This is a genomic window from Vibrio sp. SCSIO 43153 (assembly GCF_023716625.1).
Lineage (GTDB): Bacteria > Pseudomonadota > Gammaproteobacteria > Enterobacterales > Vibrionaceae > Vibrio > Vibrio rotiferianus.
This window is the reverse complement of the sequence record NZ_CP071855.1, coordinates 588,628-613,903: the sequence shown is the minus strand read 5'-3', so window position 1 is coordinate 613,903 and position 25,276 is coordinate 588,628. Positions and strand designations below refer to the sequence as shown.

The 25,276-nt window shown below is 45.8% G+C and carries 25 protein-coding genes; 2 read left to right on the top strand and 23 right to left on the bottom strand.

Going from position 1 to position 25,276, the window contains the following annotated elements; translation table 11 throughout:
* The first annotated feature begins 164 nt into the window (after nt 1-164).
* Nucleotides 165-1,496: an exodeoxyribonuclease VII large subunit gene (xseA, locus tag J4N37_RS02830; RefSeq protein ID WP_132699753.1), complete on the top strand. Its 1,332-nt coding sequence runs from the start codon at nt 165-167 to the stop codon at nt 1,494-1,496.
* Here xseA and J4N37_RS02825 read toward each other — a convergent pair.
* From J4N37_RS02825 to trmJ, 21 genes are all read right to left on the bottom strand, one after another.
* The gene (locus J4N37_RS02825; RefSeq protein WP_088881282.1) at nt 1,489-1,713 is read right to left on the bottom strand and encodes a zinc ribbon domain-containing protein; all 225 of its coding nucleotides are present in this window, start codon (nt 1,711-1,713) and stop codon (nt 1,489-1,491) included. The two genes, xseA and J4N37_RS02825, sit on opposite strands and share 8 nt — an antisense overlap.
* Before the next feature lie 71 nt (nt 1,714-1,784).
* Nucleotides 1,785-2,798: a GGDEF domain-containing protein gene (locus J4N37_RS02820; RefSeq protein WP_252041638.1), complete on the bottom strand. Its 1,014-nt coding sequence runs from the start codon at nt 2,796-2,798 to the stop codon at nt 1,785-1,787.
* 294 nt (nt 2,799-3,092) lie between these two features.
* Complete coding sequence (locus J4N37_RS02815) at nt 3,093-3,962, bottom strand: alanyl-tRNA editing protein (RefSeq protein ID WP_010446184.1); 870 nt, start codon at nt 3,960-3,962, stop codon at nt 3,093-3,095.
* Nucleotides 3,963-4,055: 93 nt separating this feature from the next.
* Nucleotides 4,056-5,552 (bottom strand): ribosome biogenesis GTPase Der, encoded by a 1,497-nt coding sequence (gene der, locus J4N37_RS02810; protein ID WP_010446182.1) that lies wholly within the window; start codon nt 5,550-5,552, stop codon nt 4,056-4,058.
* A 181-nt stretch (nt 5,553-5,733) separates the two neighbouring features.
* Nucleotides 5,734-6,894: an outer membrane protein assembly factor BamB gene (bamB, locus tag J4N37_RS02805; RefSeq protein ID WP_252041637.1), complete on the bottom strand. Its 1,161-nt coding sequence runs from the start codon at nt 6,892-6,894 to the stop codon at nt 5,734-5,736.
* A gap of 12 nt (nt 6,895-6,906) precedes the next feature.
* Nucleotides 6,907-7,521, bottom strand: coding sequence for a YfgM family protein (locus J4N37_RS02800; RefSeq protein WP_010446178.1), 615 nt, complete (start codon nt 7,519-7,521; stop codon nt 6,907-6,909).
* Nucleotides 7,522-7,646: 125 nt separating this feature from the next.
* Nucleotides 7,647-8,915, bottom strand: coding sequence for a histidine--tRNA ligase (gene hisS / locus J4N37_RS02795; protein ID WP_010446176.1), 1,269 nt, complete (start codon nt 8,913-8,915; stop codon nt 7,647-7,649).
* A 54-nt stretch (nt 8,916-8,969) separates the two neighbouring features.
* Nucleotides 8,970-10,088: a flavodoxin-dependent (E)-4-hydroxy-3-methylbut-2-enyl-diphosphate synthase gene (gene ispG / locus J4N37_RS02790; RefSeq protein WP_005424674.1), complete on the bottom strand. Its 1,119-nt coding sequence runs from the start codon at nt 10,086-10,088 to the stop codon at nt 8,970-8,972.
* A 5-nt stretch (nt 10,089-10,093) separates the two neighbouring features.
* A complete protein-coding gene (gene rodZ / locus J4N37_RS02785; protein WP_045393164.1) occupies nt 10,094-11,041 on the bottom strand; it encodes a cytoskeleton protein RodZ in 948 nt (315 codons plus the stop codon).
* 391 nt (nt 11,042-11,432) lie between these two features.
* Nucleotides 11,433-12,560, bottom strand: coding sequence for a dual-specificity RNA methyltransferase RlmN (gene rlmN / locus J4N37_RS02780; protein WP_010446167.1), 1,128 nt, complete (start codon nt 12,558-12,560; stop codon nt 11,433-11,435).
* A gap of 210 nt (nt 12,561-12,770) precedes the next feature.
* On the bottom strand, nt 12,771-13,196 hold the full coding sequence (gene ndk, locus J4N37_RS02775; protein ID WP_010446164.1) for a nucleoside-diphosphate kinase: 426 nt from the start codon (nt 13,194-13,196) through the stop codon (nt 12,771-12,773).
* A 100-nt stretch (nt 13,197-13,296) separates the two neighbouring features.
* Nucleotides 13,297-14,595 (bottom strand): aminopeptidase PepB, encoded by a 1,299-nt coding sequence (gene pepB / locus J4N37_RS02770; RefSeq protein WP_010446162.1) that lies wholly within the window; start codon nt 14,593-14,595, stop codon nt 13,297-13,299.
* 172 nt (nt 14,596-14,767) lie between these two features.
* Nucleotides 14,768-14,962, bottom strand: coding sequence for a Fe-S cluster assembly protein IscX (gene iscX / locus J4N37_RS02765; RefSeq protein WP_005424887.1), 195 nt, complete (start codon nt 14,960-14,962; stop codon nt 14,768-14,770).
* 45 nt (nt 14,963-15,007) lie between these two features.
* Entirely contained in the window at nt 15,008-15,346 is a 339-nt protein-coding gene (fdx, locus tag J4N37_RS02760) for an ISC system 2Fe-2S type ferredoxin (RefSeq protein ID WP_005424889.1), read from the bottom strand.
* Between the two features lie 13 nt (nt 15,347-15,359).
* Nucleotides 15,360-17,213 carry a Fe-S protein assembly chaperone HscA gene (gene hscA / locus J4N37_RS02755; protein ID WP_252041635.1) on the bottom strand — a complete coding sequence of 618 codons (1,854 nt, stop codon included), beginning with the start codon at nt 17,211-17,213 and terminating at the stop codon, nt 15,360-15,362.
* Between the two features lie 21 nt (nt 17,214-17,234).
* Nucleotides 17,235-17,750, bottom strand: coding sequence for a co-chaperone HscB (gene hscB / locus J4N37_RS02750; RefSeq protein ID WP_005424897.1), 516 nt, complete (start codon nt 17,748-17,750; stop codon nt 17,235-17,237).
* Nucleotides 17,751-17,805: 55 nt separating this feature from the next.
* Nucleotides 17,806-18,129: an iron-sulfur cluster assembly protein IscA gene (iscA, locus tag J4N37_RS02745; RefSeq protein WP_005424893.1), complete on the bottom strand. Its 324-nt coding sequence runs from the start codon at nt 18,127-18,129 to the stop codon at nt 17,806-17,808.
* A 73-nt stretch (nt 18,130-18,202) separates the two neighbouring features.
* Nucleotides 18,203-18,586, bottom strand: a complete 384-nt coding sequence (iscU, locus tag J4N37_RS02740; RefSeq protein WP_005424883.1) for a Fe-S cluster assembly scaffold IscU — start codon at nt 18,584-18,586, stop codon at nt 18,203-18,205.
* Between the two features lie 37 nt (nt 18,587-18,623).
* A complete protein-coding gene (locus J4N37_RS02735) occupies nt 18,624-19,838 on the bottom strand; it encodes an IscS subfamily cysteine desulfurase (protein WP_088881286.1) in 1,215 nt (404 codons plus the stop codon).
* 28 nt (nt 19,839-19,866) lie between these two features.
* A complete protein-coding gene (iscR, locus tag J4N37_RS02730; RefSeq protein WP_010446153.1) occupies nt 19,867-20,373 on the bottom strand; it encodes a Fe-S cluster assembly transcriptional regulator IscR in 507 nt (168 codons plus the stop codon).
* Between the two features lie 125 nt (nt 20,374-20,498).
* The gene (gene trmJ / locus J4N37_RS02725; protein WP_252041634.1) at nt 20,499-21,218 is read right to left on the bottom strand and encodes a tRNA (cytosine(32)/uridine(32)-2'-O)-methyltransferase TrmJ; all 720 of its coding nucleotides are present in this window, start codon (nt 21,216-21,218) and stop codon (nt 20,499-20,501) included.
* Between the two features lie 231 nt (nt 21,219-21,449).
* Between trmJ and suhB the strand changes: the two genes are divergently transcribed.
* On the top strand, nt 21,450-22,253 hold the full coding sequence (suhB, locus tag J4N37_RS02720) for an inositol-1-monophosphatase (RefSeq protein ID WP_010446149.1): 804 nt from the start codon (nt 21,450-21,452) through the stop codon (nt 22,251-22,253).
* A 184-nt stretch (nt 22,254-22,437) separates the two neighbouring features.
* On the opposite strand, the gene secF is transcribed toward suhB, so the two are convergent.
* Entirely contained in the window at nt 22,438-23,385 is a 948-nt protein-coding gene (secF, locus tag J4N37_RS02715) for a protein translocase subunit SecF (RefSeq protein ID WP_010446147.1), read from the bottom strand.
* Between the two features lie 14 nt (nt 23,386-23,399).
* Nucleotides 23,400-25,256 (bottom strand): protein translocase subunit SecD, encoded by a 1,857-nt coding sequence (gene secD / locus J4N37_RS02710; RefSeq protein WP_286036621.1) that lies wholly within the window; start codon nt 25,254-25,256, stop codon nt 23,400-23,402.
* Nucleotides 25,257-25,276 lie beyond the last annotated feature (20 nt).

Sequence of the window (25,276 nt, the reverse complement as noted above, 5' to 3'; positions counted from 1 at the left end):
ACCAGTTTTAGGTTGTTGGCTACATTTGGATTAGATATTGCGGAGGGATTATACGGTTAACGCAATCGCTTGACCACAAGTTTTTTAATTTTTTTCTTGCAATTACCCCCTTGATATGTATTATATTGCCGCTAATTTCCATACTCACGTCTACGGAATTAGCTGTGCTCTCCCAGACCAATCAAAACATCTTCACTGTTTCTCGTCTCAATGCCGAAGTGCGTCTGCTGCTCGAAAACGAAATGGGGATCGTCTGGCTTGTCGGAGAGATATCCAACTTTTCAGCTCCCGTCTCTGGTCACTGGTACCTCACTCTTAAAGATTCTCGCGCTCAAGTTAAATGTGCCATGTTCCGTGGTAACAATCGTCGCGTCACTTTCAAACCTGCTAACGGCAATCAAGTATTAGTTAAAGCCCGTCTGTCTCTGTACGAGCCACGTGGTGACTATCAATTGATCATCGAAAGTATGCAGCCAGAAGGCGATGGTCGTCTGCAACAAGAGTTCGAAGCACTTAAGATGAAACTGGCAGCAGAAGGTTTGTTTGCTCAAACCAATAAGCAGCCTTTACCTGAGCACCCAAAACGCGTTGGTGTGATCACCTCTAAAACCGGTGCCGCACTGTACGATATCCTAGATGTATTGAAACGCCGAGATCCTTCCCTACCCGTGGTGGTTTACCCAACTATGGTGCAAGGTGAAGAGGCTGCTATTCAAATTGCGCAGGCAATCGGCCGTGCAAACAGTCGTGATGAATGTGATGTATTGATTGTTGGTCGTGGTGGCGGCTCGTTAGAAGATCTCTGGTGCTTCAACAACGAAATTCTTGCTCGTACCATTGCAGCAAGCCAAATTCCGATCATCAGCGCAGTTGGCCATGAAGTTGACGTAACGATTGCCGACTTTGTTGCGGACATGCGAGCGCCGACGCCATCCGCGGCGGCTGAATTGGTAAGCCGCGATAACAGCCACAAAGATCAAGCTTTGGTGACTCGCCAACATAAGCTAGCCAGTGCAATGCGTTACTACCTAGCGCAACAAAAACAGCAATCGGCTCAACTGATGCACCGTTTAGAGCGCCAGCACCCAAGCTATCAATTGCAGCGTCAGACGCAACAACTTGATGAGTTGGACATGCGCCTACAACGCGCAATGCAACGATTTATCACGACACGCCAACAAGCGGTAGAACGCAAACATCATCGCCTACAACTGAACTCACCAGTAAAACGCTTGGCTGAGCAGAAGTCGAAGCTTGATCGAGTTGAGCAGAAATTGCTGGATGCGATGGACCGTAAGTTACTGACCATGCGCCACCAACTGGCAATCGCGGCAGAGAAGCTAGATACGGTAAGCCCATTGGCAACGCTAAAACGTGGCTACTCGATTACTCAAACTGAGCAAGGTCAGGTTGTTACCCAAGCAAAAGATGTAAAAACGGGCGACGTATTGGTCACCCGCTTATCTGATGGTGAGCTTCGCTCTACCGTTAACTGATTTTTTGAAACTCAAATCGAACACGTGATTTCGATTTGAGTTCATTACAACTGTTGCAAAAGTAGTTTGCCGCGCCGCAAGCCTGTAGTTTCTCCAACTCAGCATCGCAATCTGGGCAAAACCCTACCTTCTTATAATCCGACTCACACTTATTGCAATGGTATTGCCCTGTCCATTCCAACTCTACATCGCAAGTTGGGCAAATATTCGGTTGCATGACTACCCCTAAAAACTTCAATTTACTGACTTACAGTCTAATCATAAGCCAAATTGGTGCTTTGATCTTAATCACGCTCGTTTGGCGCGTTTGGCGCGTTTGTTCTGGTACATTGCCACATCAGCTTGCTGAATAAGCTCTTGTAACACCGAGCGCTCACTAGCAGTACTACAAGAAGCGCCAATGCTGGCTTTGACTTGATATTCTTCTAGATGATAAATCTGATTAAGTTCATCCGCTAAACGAGAAACAAAGTGAAGGTAGGTCTGCTCATCTGGAAAACAACAGAAACCAACAAACTCATCACCACCATACCGCCCTATCACTGAACAAGAACGAAACGCCTGTTTCAGGTGCTCAGCTACCAGCACCAAGACTTGGTCACCAGTCTCATGACCAAAGCGATCATTGATGTACTTAAACTCATCGATATCAACAAAGAAACATCCGACTAATGCATTACGATCACATTTGTGATTAATTTTTCGGTCGACTTCTGTCAACAGAGCGCGACGATTAAAGCAGTGCGTGAGTGGATCGCGGCTAGCGTGAAAGTGAAGTTGCTCTTCTAGACGATACTTCTCTAATGCCACCGCATATAAAGCGGCCAACATTTCGAGCACTTCGAGCTCATAGGGGTGAGGTTCAGAAGGTGCATTGCTGTATACGGCAAATGTTCCCAATACATGGCCGTCCGAAGCAATGATCGGGACAGACCAACATGCACGGAGTCGAGCCTGTTGAGTCAGTTCGAGGAAAGGAGCCCAGTTAGCATGATGATCAATATCGCTAACAACCACGATTTGCTTCAAGAATGCAGCAGCACCACATGAACCAATTTCTGGTCCAATTGGAACTCCTTCAATCGCTTGATTGTAGAAATCAGGTAAGTGTGGGGCAAATTCCAAGTGCAATGTATTGGTATCGGGGTGCAATCGTAGTATGGAAGCTTGCCTCTTCCCAAATAGGTGTTCACTTAACTCAATAACCTCGTGGTTGAGGCTGTCTCGTTCCATTCCTAGTGCAAGCTTACCCAAAAGACGATTGACTGCTCGGTGAGCATCTAACAGTCTATCTTTGTCCATTGTGCTGTATTCATATCGTTATTATGTTTATCAGCCCGAAATATAATAGATCTATAAATATGACGCAGGTAACTAACTCACATTATGTGAATGCGGCACTATAAAAGATCATATGCTGATCATCGGATATTTCCCTTTTGATCAGCGATCACCCCTTAAAAGAATATTTATATAACCACACACCGAAAGCATAAGTTACATATTCTGCATCTCAATTTTAAATAGAACAAACCACCAAGATTCGGATTAAAAAAGCAAATAGACAGAATTTAATAAAAAGATCGAATTTGAAGTTTAACTTATTACATCAGTGTGCATTTCAATTGTCTGTGAGTCTATTTCCGTCAGTGTTACACGAATAGAACCAAAGTCATTCAAATGGCTCGCATGCGTTCCCCCACAAGGGATGACAGCAATTTCACCTTCGCCTAAATCACATTGCCAGTAACGTGAATCAGTAAGGCGTTCACCATGGCAATCGATGGTGATCGCAGCATCTCTTTTTAGCCAATCTTCCAACAGAACATTCACCTGTTGTTCGATGCTTTTCAAGTCAGACAACATATCTGCACTGTTTAAACCTCTTTTACGGAGTGTTTTACCTAAACGATAGGTGTCCAGACATTTATCTGGAGTAACAAAACTGGTTTCTTGTGCGTAGCTGTTGAAGTCGTAATTCCCATGAGGGTCTTTGCGGTCTGCATCTTTTCGCCAGTAGCTCTGTGCCAATATTTTATTAAGTGCAAGGTATGCGATATGCCCTGCACTATGTCCACGACTCAGCGATAGCTGGTACTCTTTGTCGACTTCTAATGACACAACATTACCTACAGTAAGGGCTTCCGTTCGTGGTAATACATGGACAACCACAAATACCCACCCTTCGGTATCGCGTTTTACAGGAATTGCAGTGCCGACATGCAATTCTCCACTTGCAAGCTCTACCGCGCCAACCTGGCAATCCATCACTTCATATCCAGTGCCCATTGCTGTCAGTGTGCCTTTATCTGCAGGATGATCTGGCCAAATATGACTCACAGGATGGAAAGGTGTCACTTCTGTAATCACGTAAGTGACTTCATGTGTAGACTGAACAAGTTGTATTGGCGCTTCCATTTGCCATGTCTGATGACAGAAGCGGGTCTTGGTTGCTGTGATTGTCATGTTTGGAGTTCTTCTAATAAGTTTCTTCGAGTAAAAATCTGCTTATAAAAAAATACCCAAGTCGAAACTTGGGTATTCAGAAAATCTTAGCGATTATTTGTTGCGGTTTTTCACTGCAGACATCATACGCTTGCGCTTACGCTCTTGAGATAGCGTTAGCTTGTTTGTACGGTTCTCGTACGGGTTGTCGCTGTTCTGGAAGTTAATACGGATTGGTGTACCCATGATTTCCAGCGACTTACGGAAGTAGTTCATCAAGTAGCGCTTGTACGAATCTGGTAGATCGCGAACCATGTTACCGTGAACAACCACGATAGGTGGGTTGTAACCACCCGCGTGCGCGTACTTCAGTTTGATTCGACGGCCACGAACCATTGGTGGTTGGTGATCGTCTGTTGCCATCTTCATAATACGAGTCAGTACAGAAGTACCAACACGTGTCGTTGCCGACTTGTACGCTTCTTGAATTGATTCGAACAAGTGGCCAACGCCTGTACCGTGAAGCGCTGAGATAAAGTGAATACGTGCAAAATCAACGAAGCCTAAACGACGGTCGAGCTCTTTCTTCACGTTCTCTTTCACTTCGTTATCTAGACCGTCCCACTTGTTTACCGCTAGTACAATTGAACGGCCTGCGTTCAATGCGAAGCCAAGTAGACTCAAGTCTTGGTCAGAAATGTTTTCACGTGCGTCGATAACCAATAGAACCACGTTTGCGTCTTCTACGGCTTTCAGTGTTTTAACAACAGAGAATTTCTCGACGGTTTCGTTGATACGACCACGACGACGTACACCTGCAGTATCGATCAACACATACTCACGACCATCACGTTCCATTGGAATGTAGATTGAGTCACGAGTGGTGCCTGGCATGTCGTATACCACAACACGCTCTTCGCCAAGAATACGGTTTGTCAGTGTTGATTTACCAACGTTTGGACGACCAATGATTGCCAGTTTGATTGGCTGGTCTTGTAAACGTTTGAACTCTGCTTCTGCGTCTTCTTCGGTGTAATCTTCAATCGCTAGCTCTTCATCTTCGAATTCAGTCAGATCTTCAATCTCACCTTCTTCAGATTCACTTGCCAGCAGATCATCAAAGAATGGCGCTAATGCGCGTTCTAGCAATGCTGTTACACCACGACCATGCGCCGCAGCAATTTGGTACATGTCGTCAACACCAAGCTGCCAGAAATCAGCACAAGCTGCATCTGCATCAATACCATCGATCTTGTTTACTACCAGCATTGCTGGTTTTTCGATTTTGCGCAGGTGCGCGGCAATCGCTTCATCCGATGGCGTTAATCCAGCACGACCATCAACAAGGAATAGTACTACATCAGCTTCATCAATCGCAGCTAGCGATTGTTCTGCCATCTTCGTTTCTACGCCTTCTTCCGTACCATCAATACCACCGGTATCAATAACGATGAATTCATGTTCTTCACCAAGGCGAGCTTGGCCATATTTACGGTCTCGCGTTAGGCCAGGGAAGTCCGCAACCAACGCGTCACGTGTGCGTGTCAATCGGTTAAATAGTGTAGATTTACCTACGTTCGGACGCCCTACTAGAGCAACAACAGGTACCATAACAACCTCTACAATAATCTTTCTTCTGTAGTTATAGGTAACGACTTGCTCAATGCCAAATCAAACAAGCTTTTTACCTATAACCACGTCAGGAATAACGGTTAATAAATAAAAATTTCAAACAACAAAACGGCTCCTAACTGTTACCAGCCAGGAGCCGAATGTGAATTATATCACGATATTATTCGTTAATGCTCAGTTTCTTTACATCGCCATTACGAGTAGTAATGACATAACCGTCAGAAACTGCGACTGGACCAACAGCAAAGCCACTACTGTCTACTTCTTGTTGAGCAACGAACTCACCAGTAGAGCGGTCGATCCAATGTAAATAGCCAAGAGTATCACCTACGACCAAGTAGTTATCGATTACTACTGGTGCGGTAAGTTGTCGATACTCAAGTGATGCATTTTCCCACAGCTCAGTACCACTGCGCGCATCAACAGCAACCACATGATCTTTCTCAGTGATAACGAAGATACGACTACCATCCGTCGCTAAATCATTTGCAGACGAGTAATTACGCTTCCACAAAGGTTTAGCTGAACGTAGATCAATGGCAATTAACTGTCCATTGTAACCAACTGTGAAAAGAGTGCCGCCCAGTACAATCGGTGAAGAGTCTACATCGACAAGACGATCAATTTCCGTTGCCCCTTTAGGGGTTCCGATCGGCTGTTGCCAAATCAATTGACCACGCTCAACAATCGCGGCTGCCAATCGACCATTTGCCGTGCCCCAAAATACCCCACCAGCAACCGCTGTTGGTGTGCTATCGCCACGAAGGGTTAGGTTTGGAACTTCAGCACTGATCGCCCACTTTTGCTCACCCGTTAACTGGTCAAGAGCAAACAAAGTACCACGGCTGGTATTTACAATAATTAAACCAGAATCAGCAACAGGGTTAGCAAGAACTTCACCACCGACTTCAACACGCCATGTTACTTCACCAGTTTCTTGGTCTAAAGCAATGACTTCGCCGTTTTCAGAACCAATGTAAACATGGTCATAAGCGGCAGTTAGGCCACCTGATAGGCGTGCAATCACATCTTGCTCTAAGTCTGTTTGCCACAACGTTTTGCCGGTTTCAGCATCCAGAGCTTTGACCAGACCATCACGGCTTGCTACAAATAACTTGTCGTAAGCAAAAGCAGGAGATAGCTTTGAAAAGTAATGGCCTACGCCATCACCAATTGAAGTACTCCAATTCGTACTTGGCGTAAATTGATTATCAACCTTCGGTAGCGGTGCCATAACGATTGTATCTTCCTCGCCGGCACAGCCAGCAAGAATACCCACTGCCATCGCACTCAATAAGGCATGCTTTAAGACTCTTTTCATCCACTGCGGTCCTTATTTGGCTAGATCGTCCAACTTCATCTGCAAGGTTGGGCTTGCATCTGCAGCTTGTTGAGCTTCGGTATAAGCTGTGTAAGCGGCATCTTGATTTCCTTGACGAAGCGCAATATCACCACGTAACTCGGCAATACGACCAGCCCACGCTGTATCAGTCACTTTGTTCAGTTCTGCATTAGCAGCATCAAAGTTACCTTGTTCAGCTTCAATTCGAGCAATACGGTAGCTAATTAGTGGAGCTAGAGCTGCGTCTTTAGTGTTGCTTTGAGCCCATTTCAGTTGCGTTAATGCAGCTGGTAATTCTTTCGCATCAACTTGAGCTTTAGCAAGCTGCATCGCGGCCAACACTGAGTACTCTTGTACTTTGTTTGAATCAATAAACGCTTGCACGTCTGCTTGAGCATCAACACCTTTCGCTTGTAGCGCGTTCATTGTCGTTGTGTAGCTCAAAGAAGCCGCTTCACTCGCCTGAACAACAGAATCTTGATAGTAACGCCAACCAAATAGGCCACCTAAACCAACCACGGCACCGATGATTACGGCTTTGCCGTTTTCCTTCCACCAGTCTTTAATTGCTTCAACTTGTTGTTCTTCAGTATCGTAAAGTTCCACTTCCTGTCCTCTTAAAACATGTAAATGGCAGCAAGACTGCCATTGTTCCTATTTCGTCGAAAGGCTCCTATCTTGGGAGCCTTACTATTACGAATTAGGATTTAATTTTTAGCTTATTAAAAGACTTAAATCAGTGCTGCGATCTTCTCAGCAACTTCTGCTTGGTTGTAAGTCTCTTGCTCACCACCAACCAAGTCTTTTAGTACTACGGTGTTATCCGCAACTTCGTTTTCGCCCAGAACTAATGCTACTACAGCACCCACTTTATCTGCGCGCTTAAACTGTTTCTTGAAGTTACCGCCACCGAAGTGACTCATCACGCGAACGCCAGGAACAGCTTCACGAAGCTGCTCTGCTAGCTTCATACCCGCCATCATGGTGCCTTCGCCTGCTGTTACTACGTAAACATCTACACTGCGACGAACGTCTGTTAGCTCTAGTGTTTCTAGCATCAGAACAAGACGTTCTAGGCCCATTGCAAAACCAACTGCTGGTGTTTCTTTACCACCTAATTGCTCTACAAGACCATCGTAACGACCACCGCCACATACTGTGCCTTGAGCACCTAGGCTCTCAGTGATCCACTCAAATACCGTGCGGTTGTAGTAATCCAGACCACGAACTAGACGTTCGTTAACTGTGTATTCGATACCTGCAGCGTCTAAAAGTTCACATAGACCTGCGAAGTGAGCTTTAGATTCCTCGCCTAAGTACTCAGAAAGACGAGGTGCATCACCTAAAATAGCCTGAACGTCAGGGTTCTTTGTATCCAGAACACGCAGTGGGTTAGTGTGCATGCGACGCTTACAATCTTCGTCTAGCACATCAATATGTTGCTCAAGGAATGCAACCAGTGCCGTACGGTAGTCTGCGCGATCTTCTTGAGAACCGATAGAGTTAAGCTCAAGACGAACATGTTCATTGATACCCAGTTCACGCCATAGACGTGCTGTCATCATGATAAGCTCAGCATCAACATCTGGACCATTAAGACCAAACACCTCAACACCACACTGGTGGAATTGACGGTAACGACCTTTCTGCGGACGCTCATGGCGGAACATTGGCCCCATGTACCACAGACGCTGTTCGTCACGGTTGATCAAGCTGTTTTGAATACATGAACGTACACAACCCGCAGTACCTTCAGGGCGAAGTGTTAGGCTGTCTCCGTTACGATCATCAAAGGTGTACATTTCTTTTGAAACGACGTCTGTCTCTTCACCAACAGCGCGGCTGAATAGGTTTGTTTCTTCAACGATAGGCATGCGCACTTCGTTGTAGCCGTATGCGCTCACGGTACTTTTCACTGCGTTTTCAAGTTTCTGCCACAGTGGAGATTGAGTTGGAAGGCAGTCGTTCATGCCTCGGATTGCTTGGATTTTCTTTGCCACAATAATTACCGTCGCTTAGTAACCCGAGCACGCTTACATGCTCGAGCTATGAGATTAATCTTCTTGTTTGATATCGATGCGGTTAGCTTGATCTAACACAGACGCTTTCGCACGGATTTTCGCTTCTAGTTGGTTCACTAGATCATCATTGTCGAAACGCTCTTTCTGACGTTTACCGTCTTCGTAGAATGCGCTCTTCTTGTTGCTGCCTGCTAGACCTAAATGTGAAACCTCGGCTTCACCTGGGCCATTTACTACACAGCCGATGATCGACACATCCATAGGTGTGATGATGTCTTCTAAGCGCTCTTCCAATGCATTTACTGTGTTAATCACGTCGAATTCCTGACGTGAACAGCTTGGGCAAGCAATAAAGTTGATGCCGCGAGAGCGAATACGTAGAGATTTAAGAATATCAAAGCCAACTTTGATTTCTTCTACTGGATCTGCAGCCAATGAAATACGCAACGTATCACCGATCCCTTCCGCTAGAAGCATACCTAAGCCAACAGAGGACTTCACAGCACCCGCTCTTGCACCACCTGCTTCGGTGATACCAAGGTGTAGTGGCTGGTCGATCTGTTTTGCCAATAGGCGGTATGAATCCACCGCAAGGAAAACATCAGACGCTTTCACACTCACTTTGAACTGGTCAAAGTTAAGGCGATCAAGGTGGTCCACGTGACGCATCGCCGATTCCACCAATGCTTCTGGCGTCGGCTCACCGTACTTCATCTGCAGATCTTTTTCCAAAGAGCCACCATTGACGCCAATACGGATTGGGATGTTTTTGTCACGGGCACAATCAACAACCGAACGAATACGCTCTTCGTTGCCGATGTTACCTGGGTTAATACGCAAACAGTCGACACCATACTCTGCCACTTTCAGTGCAATACGGTAGTCGAAGTGAATGTCTGCAACGAGCGGCACAGACACTTGCTGTTTGATGAGCTTAAAGGCTTCCGCCGCATCCATGGTAGGAACAGAAACACGTACAATGTCTGCACCCACTTTTTCTAATGCTCGGATTTGTGCGACTGTGGCTTCCACATCAGTCGTGCGAGTGTTTGTCATTGACTGTACAGCAATTGGTGCACCATCACCAATTGGTACATCACCCACATAAATACGCGTCGATTTACGACGAATAATTGGAGATTCGTGTTGCATAATATTTATAACGGTAGAGTGAATCTAGCTACTTTGCCTGAAGTATACCCAGAAAGGTCGACAGGTTCACTTGCAAATGTCATTGTCACGGCTTCTGGCGCACCTAAAATCACTTTAAATGGTGCTTTTCCGGCAAGCTCGACATTTTGACCGGGCTTGTGAGTACCTGAAACTAACGTTTTGCCATTAGCATCTTTAACTTGGATCCAGCAATCAGAGGTAAACGTCATTGTCACTGGTGTCATACCTGCTGGAATTACTGCTGGCTTTTCTTCAACTTCAACAACAGTAGGCTTTGTTACTGGTTGAGCTAACTCTTCAGTAGAACTGGTCTCTTCTTCATTCACAGCATCAACAGGTGATGTATCAGTTGAAACCTCCGAAACCATAACTGGCGCATCATCAACGATTGGAGCTTCATCTGCAGTAGCTTCAACAGCAATAGTTTCCGTTGACACAGTAGGCTCTGTATCGAATGCAGAATCATCAACGATTTCAGTCTCAACCGCAGCTTCATTAACCACTTGAGCTAAACTGTTCTCTTGTTGGTTTTGCCACCACCACACCGCGGAAATGCCTGTAATCACAATAGCAATAGCCCATGTTAGCAACATAATTCGGCTATTGTGTTTCTCTGTTTTGGTTTTTCGAGAGAAGCTCTGCATCTCCTGCTCTTGGTGCTGCGCTTCACCTGTCGTATCTAAAGCAGAAAGCACTAAGTGCTCATCAACAGAAACCAGTTTTGCATAAGAACGTAAGTAGCCACGGATGAATGTCGCGACTTGATGAGAATCAAATTGGTTGTTTTCGATATCTTCGATGACAGATACACGCAATCTTAGGCGATCAGCAATTTGCTTTTGAGTCATGCCTAAAGACTCGCGCTTATTCTTCAGTAAAGTGCCCGCTTCAATAGACAGCGGAGTTTCATTGTTTTTTTCGTGTTCAGTCATAATGGCGGTAATAAATCTGTTAGGTGGCTAACGCAGTATATTTTTCGTTCTTATTCTTAAGCCTTACTTAAAGATAGCTAGCTTGAACGCGTTAACCAAAATTCTTTTTTGAAACGCTCTGAGGCTGGAATCTGAATGTATTAGAAGACGCAGATTTCAAACAACGTTATGAGACAAACTTAGCGTGCTGTCAGAGCGATAGTAATAAAACAACTTCCATGATAAGCGAATGTTCTAGGAAGACAAAAACTCTTTACTATCAAATTAACAGATAGCTCAAGCTTTTGTCCAAAAAATGACACAAGTTCTCTTTTTTGCTTACCTAATTGATCTCTGATAGAAAAAAATAGCCAGAGCATAAGGCTCTGGCTATTTATCAGTTCGTTGCGAGTTAAACCGCTTTCACTTCAATGGTGTCTGCACCACGCGCAGCTTTTAAAGCCGCTGTACGTTTCGTGCGGTCAATAACATCACCGACCAACTGACCACATGCCGCATCGATATCATCACCACGTGTCTTACGTACCGTTACTGTGTGCTCGTATTGCATCAGTGTTTTCTGGAAACGGTCGATGCGCGAGTTGCTTGGTTTCTTGTAAGGAGAACCTGGGTACGGGTTAAACGGAATCAGGTTGATCTTACATGGCGTATCTTTCATCAGTTCCGCCAGTTCACGTGCGTGGTCCATGTCATCGTTCACATGATCAAGTAGCACGTACTCTACCGTTACTTTACCGCGGTTAGCATTTGAAGACGCGATATAACGACGAACAGACGCTAGAAAATCTTGGATATCCCAACGGTCGTTGATCGGCATGATTTCACTACGCAGCTTATCGTTTGGCGCATGAAGAGAGATAGCCAATGCTACGTCAATTTTACCTGTCATCTGATCAAGGCCAGATACCACGCCTGAAGTTGATACGGTTACGCGGCGCTTAGAAAGACCAAAACCAAGATCATCAAGCATGATTTCTAGCGCAGGGATAAGGTTCTTCATGTTAAGAAGAGGTTCGCCCATACCCATCATTACCACGTTAGTGATCGGGCGACGACCGGTTTCTTTTTGCAAACCAATTTCACGCGCGGCACGCCATACCTGACCAATGATTTCAGATACTTTTAGGTTACGGTTGAAGCCTTGTTGAGCAGTTGAGCAGAACTTACATTCCAATGCACAGCCTACCTGAGAAGATACGCACAAAGTCGCACGATCATCTTCAGGGATGTAAACCGTTTCTACGTCTTGGTCACCCACCTTCATCGCCCACTTAATCGTGCCGTCTGAAGAGTGTTGAGCTTCTGCTACTGTTGGTGCTTTGATTTCACACTTGTGTTGCAGTTTTTCACGTAGCTTCTTGTTGATATTCGTCATGTTGTCGAAGTCATCAACACCGAAATGGTAGATCCACTTCATAACTTGATCCGCACGGAACGCTTTTTCGCCTAGCTCTTCCGCGAAAAATTGACGCATGCCCTTGCGATCAAAGTCGAGTAGATTGATTTTTTCAGTGGTCATGTTGCCTCTCAATGACTGAAACAAGAATAAGGGCGCGAATTGTACAGCCTTTATGCAGCTACAACAAGGGCTGTAAGACCCTGAGTTTGCTAAGGCATTAAATTCCAACCGATTAAAATTTAGACAATGCGTGTAATCAATTCTCAATCCATTTCTGATAATAAAAAGCCCCGGAAAATTCCGAGGCTTAACATTCATATTAGAACAAGATTAACGAGGACAAATCTCTGACTCTGGGAAGAAGAATTCGATTTCACGAGCCGCAGAGATAGGACTGTCAGAACCATGCACAGAGTTGTGACGCATACTCAATGCGTAATCTGCACGGATGGTGCCGCATGCAGCTTCTTCTGGGTTTGTTTTGCCCATTAGCTCACGGTAGCGTGCGATTGCATCTTCACCTTCAAGAACCTGAACCATGATTGGGCCAGATGTCATGAATTCTTTCAGTGCAGGGAAAAAAGGCTTGCCTTCATGTTCAGCATAAAAACCGCTCGCCTGCTCTTCAGTCAGGTGAACCATTTTCGCTGCAATGATACGTAAACCCGCTTTTTCGATACGGTGGTAAATCTCACCAATCAGATTGCGTTCTACAGCGTCGGGCTTAACAATTGAAAACGTTCTTTCTAGAGCCATAAAGTTTCCTTTTTGTACTTGTAATAATAGTTTTATATGAGTGACTTACGTCTCTCTTAGTTATACCAGCACAGACACTAAGTCTGCACTGGTAAAAGTCTTATTTTGTGGCTTGTTCGTTCAGGAATCGAGCAAGAGTACGCACACCCATACCTGTTGCGCCAGCAGACCACTTATCTGAAGCTGACTTACGGTACGTACCTGCACAGTCAAAGTGCAACCAACCTTTCTTGTAATCTTCAACGAAGTAAGACAAGAATGCCGCAGCTGTACTTGCGCCTGGTGAGTAATCACCAGAACTGATGTTAGATAGATCAGCAAAGTTTGACGGCAGCATGCCACGGTGGAAATCAGCAAGAGGCAGTGGCCATAGACCTTCTTTCTCTTGGTTCGCCGCCGTTAGCGCTTGATGTGAAAGCTCATCATCAAAGCTCATCAGTGCATGGTAGTCATTACCTAGTGCATTCTTCGCTGCGCCCGTTAGGGTTGCACAGTCGATGATCAGCTCAGGGTTCTGCTCACTTGCGTAGATAAGACCATCAGCAAGCACTAAACGACCTTCTGCGTCAGTGTTCATGATTTCTACAGTCTTACCGTTTTTGTAAGTGATGATGTCGCCAAGCTTAAGTGCACGACCCGAAACCATGTTCTCTGCACAACAAAGGATCAGTTTCACGCGCTTGTTCAGACCACGCAAAATAGCAAGAGCAAGACCGCCAGTAATCGTACCTGAACCGCCCATATCCGCTTTCATTGCCGTCATGAAGTTTGATGGCTTCAAGCTGTAACCGCCTGAATCAAAGGTAATGCCTTTACCTACTAGACACGCAAAGACTGGTGCATTTTCATCGCCAGTTGGGTTGTAATCAAGTTGCAGCATTGCCGATGTGCGCTCAGAGCCGCGACCCACAGCGTAAATACCTTCCCAACCTTCTGAAAGCAGATCTTTATCTTTCACGATACGCGCTGTTACTGTGCCCTGAGGCGCCACAGACTTGATGAATTCTGCAGCCATGGTCGCCAATTGACGAGGGGCCACTTCTTCTGCTGTTTTGTTGATGATATCGCGAGTAAAGTCTGTTGAGGTGATGCGAGCATGTAGCTCAGCTTGGTCTTGCTCAGAAAGCGCAACCCACTCTAGCGTGCCGTGTTTTTTCGGGTTGCGGTAACCTTGGTGAAAAGCCCAAATGCTTTCCAAATCCCAGTTATCACCTGCAAGTAGAATTGAACGAATTCCTTGGCCATCGAGCTGACGCGCTGCACGTTGAACTGCACCAAGATCATGACCTTCACCCAGGTGAATGGTTGTGCCATTCTCAGCGAAAGAAAGCAGTGCTTTGTCGCCCCAATGTGGTGCCGCTGGTTCTTGGCTTAGAAATACAGACATCTGTGTAGACATGGTTTCTCCTTGTCTTATAACGGCGTTGCCTACGCCTCTTCTTTTTTAATAACTACCGGATGTTAGCATTATGTAGGGTAAAAATGTCAACTTGATAAAAAAACGGACCTTAAGGTCCGCTTTTTTTAGTGAGAATTGTTAAGTCTGCTGCGTTTTACCGCCGAATCGAGCATTAATCCGCTTCGTCCATCCAGCATAAGATAACCGCTTCTAGAATCTTTTCGTTACAATGGTTTGGCTCATCGTCAAACTCATCTAACTCCATGATCCATTGATGAAGATCGGTAAAACGTACTGTTTTAGGATCCAAGTCGGGAAACTTATCACAAAGCTCAATCGCGATATCGCGAGAATCTGTCCATTTCATTGCTCGTCTTCCTTTTGCTTCACCCCTTATATTGGGGAGATAGTATTAGTGATCTTCCGACGCGTGGTTTAGCGTGTATTTTGGAATCTCAACAACCAAATCTTCATCCGCTACTTTCGCTTGGCAACCAAGACGAGACTCAGGCTCAAGACCCCATGCTTTATCTAACATGTCATCTTCTAGCTCTTCACTCTCTTCTAGCGAATCAAAACCTTCACGAATGATCACGTGGCAGGTAGTACATGCACACGACTTCTCACATGCGTGTTCAATACCAATGCCATTTTTTAGCGCTACGTCTAGAACGGTGTCACCAGTGTTTGCTTCCAACACTGCACCCTCTGGGCACAAATCTTCGTGTGGTAATACAATAATCTTAGGCATAACTACTTATCTCTTATATATCATTAACTGACTGACCTGACAGTGCAGCTCGAATCGATTTATCCATACGGCGCGACGCAAAATCTTGGCTTGCTTTGTCGGTGTCTTTGATGCCTTGCTCGATAGCGTCAGCATCTTCGCCATTGCGCAGTTCAATCAGCGCTTCAATCACTTTTAATAGTTCTTGTTTCTCTTGGTCTGATAGTAGCTCATCACCATCAGCTTGCAGTGCTGCAATCAAACCTTCAATGACACGATCCGCTTCTACGCGCTGCTCTGCCAATGCACGAGCCTGCATGTCTTCTTTCGCGTAAGTCATCGAGTCACGTAGCATATTTGCTACTTCATCATCGCTTAGACCATAAGAAGGTTTCACTTGGATTTCAGCCTGAACACCCGTGCTCTTTTCCATCGCGGTGACAGACAACAGGCCATCAGCATCCACTTGGTAAGTCACGCGAATATGCGCAGCACCTGCTGCCATTGGTGGAATGCCTTTCAATGAGAAACGAGCCAATGAGCGACAGTCGTCCACCATTTCACGCTCACCTTGTACGGTGTGTACGCTCATGGCTGTTTGGCCATCTTTGAACGTCGTAAATTCTTGTGCGCGAGCCACTGGGATGGTGGTGTTACGTGGAATGATTTTCTCAACCAAGCCGCCCATGGTTTCGATACCAAGGGACAAAGGAATTACGTCCAGAAGCAGCATTTCAGAGTCAGGCTTATTGCCTGCCAAGATGTCTGCTTGGATACCCGCACCGATTGCAACTACTTCATCTGGGTTAATGCTTGTCAGTGGTGTACGGCCGAAGAATTCGCCAACCATTTCACGTACAAGCAATGTGCGTGTTGAACCGCCGACCATGACCGCTTCAAGTACATCTTCCGCATCCACATCCGCATCTTTCAGTGCACGACGGCAAGACATTAGGGTTTTCTTCACTAGCGGACGAATCAGATCTTCGAACTGTTCGCGAGTCACGGAGCCTTTCCAGCCAAATACATCAACATCAACGCTGTCTTGCTCAGAGAAAGCAACCTTAGTTGCTGTTGCAATGTTCAGAAGTGCACGGTTTTTCTCAGCAGAAAGCGGCGCTTCTAGGCCTGCTTGCTCCATTAGGTAATCCGCTAATAGGTGGTCAAAATCATCACCGCCTAGCGCAGAGTCACCGCCTGTTGCCAATACTTCAAAGACGCCTTTCGACAGGCGAAGGATAGAGATATCGAACGTACCGCCACCTAGATCGTAAACCGCAATCACGCCTTCTTGGCCAGAGTCTAGACCGTAAGCGATCGCTGCGGCAGTCGGCTCATTAAGCAGACGTAGCACATGAAGACCCGCCAATTTAGCCGCATCTTTTGTACCTGCACGTTGAGCGTCATCAAAGTAAGCAGGAACGGTAATAACTACGCCAGCCAACTCGCCACCTAGTGTCTCTTCAGCACGTTTGCCTAGTGCTTTAAGAATGTCGGCAGACACTTCAATCGGGTTTTTGTCACCTTGAGCGGTTTGCAGAATAGGCAGACCGTTGTCGCTTTCTTTAAATTGATAAGGCAAAGATGGGTAGCGAGCTTGAATATCTTTTAGTGAACGACCAATCAGACGTTTTACCGAAATGATGGTGTTTTCTGGTTCTTGCTCCGCTTTTGCTTTTGCGTCGTAACCAACTAACGCCGTATCTTGAGCGTAGTTCACCACAGAAGGCAAAATACTGCGGCCTTGGTCGTCTGTCAGTGTTTTTGCGTCACCGCTGCGAACAGATGCAACCAAAGAGTTGGTGGTACCTAAGTCGATACCCGCTGCTAACTTGTGCTCATGAGGTGCCGAGCTTTGTCCCGGTTCTGCGATTTGAAGTAGTGCCATGATGGGTCCTTGTCGCGCTAACTAGCCGAGGAGTTTGTCTTCAACCAGTTCAATTTCATTCTTTAGCTTGGCAATGAATTTGAGTTTACGAACTCGGTCTGCAGCTTCCGCCCAAAGACCTTGGTCTAGTTCTTGTTCTACACTCGCCAAATGCTGTTTGTACATTTTGCTGACCTTAGAGTCGAAATCAAAAAGCGCTGATTCAGGATCAGAGCTGTCAGCAATGTCTTCCAGTTCTTCACGCAGTTCCATTTGCTCCATTAGGAACATAGGATCTTGCATGGTTTGTTGCTCACCACGAATTTCTGTGCCGTTTTCTGCCAGAATGTATTCAGCGCGAGAAATAGGATGCTTAAGTACTTGATACGCATCGTTGATTTGCGCTGCTTTTTGAACTGCCATCAAGCGGTCACGCTCAGAAGCGGTCGCAAAATTGTCTGGGTGGAAGCGTTTTTGTAGTTCTCGGAACTGAGAAGAAAGAAGGCTACCATCCAGCTGAAACTGACTTGGTAGCCCAAATAATTCAAAGTGATTCATTAAGATCGGGTCCTAGTAAAGCCTTCTGGACTCGTTTGCCCAGAAGGACAATCAATTAGACGTTGAAGCTTTCACCACAACCACATTCACTTTTTGCGTTAGGGTTGTTGAATTCAAAACCTTCATTCAACCCTTCCTTAACGTAATCCAACTCAGTACCGTCTAGGTATACTAGGCTTTTCTTATCAATGATGATCTTCACATCCGACAGTTCAAACACTTCATCTTCTTCGTTTAGATCATCCACAAACTCAAGGACGTAAGCCATGCCGGAACAGCCTGTCGTCTTCACTCCAAGACGCAAACCGATACCTTTGCCTCGGTTATCTAGGAATGCTTTTACGCGACTTGCCGCTGATTCTGTCATTGTGATGGCCATACTGCACCTTAGTCTGTCTAAATTACGTTTTGGAATGGGAGCATTTTAAGGACTCCCATTATATACGGAATAATTATTCCTGGTGTTTTTTCTTGTAGTCAGCAACTGCTGCTTTGATTGCATCTTCCGCAAGGATTGAACAGTGAACTTTCACAGGTGGAAGTTCTAGCTCTTCTGCAATCTCAGAGTTTTTAATAGATGCCGCTTCGTCGATAGACTTACCTTTTACCCACTCAGTTACTAGTGAGCTTGAAGCGATTGCACTACCACAACCGTATGTTTTGAATTTCGCGTCTTCAATGATGCCTTCTGGCGTCACTTTGATTTGAAGCTTCATTACGTCACCACAAGCTGGTGCGCCAACCATGCCGCTGCCTACTGATGGATCTTCTTTATCGAACGAACCAACGTTACGTGGGTTCTCGTAGTGATCAATTACTTTTTCGCTGTATGCCATGATAAATTACCTCGAATCCTCTATTCAGTCCGTGAGATTAATGGTGAGCCCATTCAACAGTGCTCAGATCAACCCCTTCCTTGTACATATCCCATAGAGGAGACATGTCGCGTAGCTTAGTCACTGCAACGCGGATTTGTTCAATTGCGTAATCAATTTCTGCTTCAGTCGTGAAACGACCAAATGAGAAACGTACAGAGCTGTGTGCCAACTCGTCATCTAGACCAAGTGCACGAAGAACGTAAGATGGCTCTAGACTCGCTGATGTACAAGCACTACCAGAAGATACTGCTAGGTCTTTCAGTGACATCAGAAGAGATTCGCCTTCTACAAACGCAAAGCTCACGTTTAGGTTGTGTGGAACACGCTGTTCTAGGTCACCGTTCACCGTTACTGCTTCTAGATCTTTAACGCCATCTAGAAGACGGTTACGAAGTGCTAGCGCGTGATCGTAATCTTTTTGCATGTCTTCTTTTGCTACGCGGAACGCTTCACCCATACCCACGATTTGGTGAGTTGGAAGTGTGCCCGAACGGAAGCCACGCTCATGACCGCCACCGTGCATTTGCGCTTCAAGACGGATGCGAGGCTTACGACGTACGTAAAGTGCGCCAATACCTTTAGGACCGTATACTTTGTGCGCAGACAGTGAAATTAGGTCAACTTTCAATTCTTGAACGTCGATTGGCAGTTTACCCGCAGACTGTGCAGCATCCACGTGGAACACAATCTTACGTTCACGACATAGCTCGCCGATCGCTGCGATGTCTTGGATGACACCAATCTCGTTGTTAACGTGCATGATTGAAACCAGAACAGTGTCTTCACGCATTGCCGCTTGAAGTTTGTCTAGATCAATCAGACCGTTTGATTCTGGCTCTAGGTAAGTCACTTCAAAGCCTTCGCGCTCTAGCTGACGACATGGGTCAAGAACCGCTTTGTGCTCTGTTTTACAAGTGATTACGTGTTTACCCTTCTTAGAGTAAAAATGTGCTGCACCTTTAATAGCAAGGTTGTCAGACTCTGTCGCACCAGATGTGAATACGATTTCGCGAGGATCTGCATTTAGAAGGTCAGCAATTTGCTCACGAGCAGTATCTACAGCTTCTTCTGCCTGCCAGCCGTAACGGTGCGAACGCGAAGCTGGGTTGCCAAATGTGCCATCCATTGTCATGTACTGAACCATTTTTTCAGCAACACGTGGATCTACTGGACATGTAGCGGAATAATCAAGATAAATCGGCAGTTTCATTCTCTACTCCAATGTAAAATGCTGACCGCTAAGAGCGGACGTTTACACCGATGGGCGCGGTGGTTGTATTTTTGTTTGATAACCCATGAGTGACCACCAGATCAATGTCCTGACGATCAGAAATTTCTAAAACTTCGTTGTCTGTCATTAGCTCACCGAGCGTAATGTTATTTAAGAAGTCACTAATGCGAGAGCTTAGGTCACGCCACAATGTATGTGTTAAGCAGCGAGTGCCACCTTGGCAATCGCCTTTGCCTTGGCATTTTGTCGCATCGACTGACTCATCAACGGCTGCGATTACAGTACCAATAGCAATACTGTGCGCGTCGGCGCCAAGTCGGTAACCACCGCCAGGACCACGAACGCTGGCAACAAGACCTGCTTTACGTAATTTTGAAAAAAGCTGCTCTAAGTATGAGAGCGAGATCCCTTGGCGCTCTGAGATGTCAGCAAGAGGTACTGGGTTTTGTTGCGAATGCAGTGCCACATCCAGCATGGCTGTCACCGCATATCTTCCTTTAGATGTAAGTTTCATACCACACCGTATCCACATGGTTTGTAATGATTAGGATTTTTCCATACCCGACCAAATTGGTCAAGTATTTGTTTGACTATTTTAGTCAGGTATTCATCCATACACCTAAAAAGGTTATTATTTAATCAGAGCTTCTTTTCAATCGCCGTTAGAACACCGCGTAGAATGTTTAATTCTTGAGCTTCTGGTCGTGCTCGTGAGTACAAACGACGTAGCTTGTTCATCACCTGGCCAGGCTGTTCTTTGCTAATAAATTGGGTCTCAACCATCACCTTTTCAAGGTGTTCAAAGAACATTTCTAGCTCTTTATGGCGTGGATACTCTTCAGGCTCACTCGGCGCATATTGGCTTTGCTCTAAATTGAGGTGCGCAACGCGAACTTCATAGCTCAGCGTCTGTACCGCCATGGCTAGATTGAGCGAGCTGTATTCAGGGTTAGCAGGGATGCAAACATGGTAGTGGCACTTCTGTAACTCATCATTGGTGAGACCTGTTCTCTCACGACCAAAAACTAATGCTACAGCGTGTTTTTGCCCTTCAACAGCAAACTTCTCACCACACTCACGAGGCTCAAGCATCGGCCATTCAAGTGTACGTGAACGAGCACTCGAACCAACCACAAGGCCACAATCAGCAATGGCTTCTTCGAGCGTCTTTACAACCGTGGCATTTTGAGCGATATCGCCGGCACCAGCAGCAAGAGCAAGGGTTTGCTCATCCACTTCACACTGCGGATCAACCAATACAAGTTGGCTTAGCCCCATGACTTTCATTGCTCTTGCAGCGGAGCCAATGTTGCCTGAATGAGAAGTTCCGACGAGTACGATTTTTACTTGATCCAACATCTGTATTTGCTACCTGATTTAAAACCGAAAGATGTTACCATAACTTTCTAACACACCCTAGAGTGAAGCAGGTTTCTATTCGCATTCTCATCAATTGTTTTCGAGCTTTACGACAAAACTAATGCGGTTACTTTTATCTGCGAACAAAAAATAACCACTTCCTTTTTGCTTTCACTCTGGTATACTCGCCGCCGCTTTAAATTGTTCTTTAACATCCGTTGGGAAATTCGTATGCATCCAATGCTAAACATTGCTATTCGCGCTGCGCGAAAGGCAGGCAATCACATTGCTAAATCATTAGAAAACACAGATAAAATTGAATCTACGCTAAAAGGCACTAATGACTTTGTTACTAATGTAGACAAAGAAGCAGAAGCTATCATCATCGATACTATCAAGCACTCTTACCCAGAGCACTGTATCGTTGCTGAAGAAGCCGGTCTTATCGAAGGTAAAGATAAAGACGTACAATGGATCATCGACCCACTGGATGGCACTAATAACTTTGTAAAAGGTTACCCTACTTTCGCAGTATCTATCGCGGTTCGCTTCAAAGGTAAAACTGAAGTGGCTTGTGTATACGATCCAATGCAAAACGAGCTATTCACTGCACAACGCGGTGCTGGCGCTCAGCTAAACAACGCTCGTATCCGTGTTACTCAACTTAAAGACCTACACGGTACGGTTCTAGCGACTGGTTTCCCATTCAAACAGAAGCAACACTCTGAGTCTTACATCAAGATCGTAGGTTCTCTATTCACTGAGTGTGCTGACTTCCGTCGTAGCGGTTGTTCTGCTCTTGACCTATGTTACGTGGCAGCTGGCCGTGTAGATGGTTACTTCGAGCTAGGTCTAAAACCTTGGCAAATGGCTGCAGGTGAGCTTATCGCTCGTGAAGCTGGCGCAATCCTAACTGACTTCGCTGGCGGTACTGACTACATGAAGTCTGGTAACATTGTTGCTTCTAGCGCTCGTGGCGTGAAATCTATCCTTAAGCACGTTCGCGAAAACGGCAACAGCGCGATCCTTAAGTAAGATTCTGAAGTCATACTAAGCCCGTCACGCTGATGACTTTTGAATAGCCCCGCTCATTGAGCGGGGCTTTTTTATATCCTAATTTCGAGATATGACTTAAGCAATTAAATAGCACTACATGTATTTCAGGCATAAAAAAACCGCTGATTGCTCAGCGGTCTTTGTTTTCGATTCTCAATCTGCCTTATGGCATCTCGTCGAACTCTGCACCTTCTTTTTCTACTTGAGGTGGCATCAAGTGCTCTTTCTGGATACCCAGTTTTAGCGCAAGTGCTGATGCTACATAGATAGAAGAGTAAGTACCTACAGTGATACCTAGTAGAAGCGCGGTCGCGAAACCATGAATCATCGCACCACCCTGCATGAATAGTGCAATAACCACGAACAATGTCGTACCAGACGTAATCAATGTACGGCTCAACGTTTGAGTGATTGAAGCATCCATGATGTCTGAAGGTTCACCCTTACGCATCTTACGGAAGTTTTCACGGATCCGGTCGAATACAACGATGGTATCGTTGAGCGAGTAACCAACTACCGTGAGTAGCGCCGCTACGATGGTTAGGTCCACTTCGATTTGCATAAGTGAGAAGACACCCAGCGTGATAATGATATCGTGTGCCAGTGCCATTACCGCACCAGCCGCTAGGCGCCATTCGAATCGCATTGATACGTAGATCAGGATACAGATCAGCGATACAAGAATCGCTAGACCACCCGCTTCCGTTAGCTCATCACCAACGTTTGGACCTACGAATTCAATACGACGCATTTCTACGCTTTCACCTGTACCATCTTTAATAGCACCGATGATTTGGTTGCCCAGCGTTTCACCTGAAACGTCGTCACGTGGACGCAAACGAACCATTACATCACGAGCACTACCAAAGTTTTGTACTGTCGCATCGCCGAAGCCTTTCGAGTCTAGAGCTGCACGAATCTCTTCAAGGTTTGCTGGTTGTTCAAAACCCACCTCGATAAGCGTACCGCCCGTAAAATCTAGGCCCCAGTTCAACCATTTGGTTGATAGCGTGAAGATAGAAGCAGCGATCATAACGATAGAGAATACGAACGCGACTTTCGACCAACGCATAAAGCCGATCGTGTTTTCTGCTTTTAGAATTTGAAACATATTAATTCCCAGCCTTAGATCGACAATTTATCAACGCGTTTGCCACCGTAAATTAGGTTCACGATACAACGTGTACCCACAATAGCGGTGAACATTGAAGTTAAGATACCGATAGAAAGTGTTACTGCGAAACCTTTCACCGCGCCTGTACCCACTGCAAATAGAATGATCGCAGTGATAAGCGTTGTGATGTTCGCATCGGCAATGGTGCTGAATGCGTTTGCGTAACCTTGGTGAATTGCTTGCTGTGGACTGCGTCCATCTCGAAGCTCTTCACGAATACGCTCAAAGATCAGCACGTTCGCATCGACCGCCATACCGACCGTCAATACGATACCGGCAATACCTGGCAACGTCATGGTAGCGCCTGGAATCATCGACATTACACCAATGATAAGAACCAAGTTTGCCATCAACGCGATATTTGCAATCAAACCGAAGCCACGGTAGTAAAGCAGCGTAAACAGCATTACGGCTACCATACCCCAGATACATGCTTGGATACCCATATCGATGTTTTGCTGACCCATTGATGGACCAATGGTACGCTCTTCAACGATAGAGATAGGTGCGATTAGAGCACCAGCACGTAGTAAAAGTGCTAGGTTGTGCGCTTCTGCTGCAGAGTCGATACCAGTGATACGGAAGTTACGACCAAGAGCCGATTGAATCGTTGCTTGGTTGATAACTTCTTCATGCTTATCAAGGATAACTTTGCCTTCCGGCGTACGACGACCACTGTCTTTGTATTCTGCAAACACGGTAGCCATTAGCTTACCGATGTTCTTCTTAGAGAACGCAGACATCTTGTTGCCACCTTCGCTGTCTAGCGAGATGTTAACTTGTGGGCGACCGTATTCATCAACACTTGAGCTTGCATCCGTGATGCTTTGACCGCCAAGAATAACGCGCTTCTTAAGCACAACTGGGCGACCATCACGGTCCATCTTGATTTCGCTACCTGCTGGCGCGCGACCATTTGCCGCCGCTGATAGGTCAGCTTTATCGTCAACTTCGCGGAACTCTAGTGTTGCCGTAGCACCTAGAATTTCCTTCGCACGAGCTGTGTCTTGAACACCAGGTAGTTCAACTACGATGCGGCTAGCACCTTGACGTTGAACCAATGGTTCAGCAACACCCAGTTCGTTAACACGGTTACGAAGAATCGTGATGTTTTGTTCAACTGCGTAGTTACGTATCTCTTGTAAACGTTGCTCGGTAAAGGTGGCAATCAACGCGTAACGACCATTAGAATCAGATTCGACAAAATTCATGTCTGGGTGATTCTTTTCTAGCGTTGCTTTCGCTTCCGCTAGTTGCTCTTCGTTACGTAGCAAGACTTCGACACCATCTTTACCAGAAGGGCGAATCGCGCGATAACGAACCTTAGCTTCACGAAGTTCACTACGGAAAGCTTCTTCTTGCTGCCCAACAAGCTTCTCCATTGCTGCGTCCATATCCACTTCCATCAAGAAATGAACACCACCACGTAGGTCAAGACCTAGTTTCAGTGGCGACGCACCAATTGCTTCCAGCCAATCTGGCGTAGATGGAGCAAGGTTTAGTGCAACAATTTTATCTTTGCCAAGCGCTTCGCTGATAATATCGCGTGCACTGATTTGAGTATCAGTGTCATTGAAACGTACAAGGATTGATCCATTCTCGAGAGCAATGGATTTATGAGAAAGGTGCTCTTTATCAAGAGCTTTAGTGACAGCATCCAGCGTTGACATATCTACAGAGGCGCCACGCGCCCCTGTAACTTGAATAGCCGGATCTTCACCGTAGATATTTGGAAGCGCGTATAACGCCGCGGTGACGATGGCAAAAAATACCATCAAGTACTTCCATAATGGATAACGGTTTAGCACAGCGAGGATCCTTTAGCTGT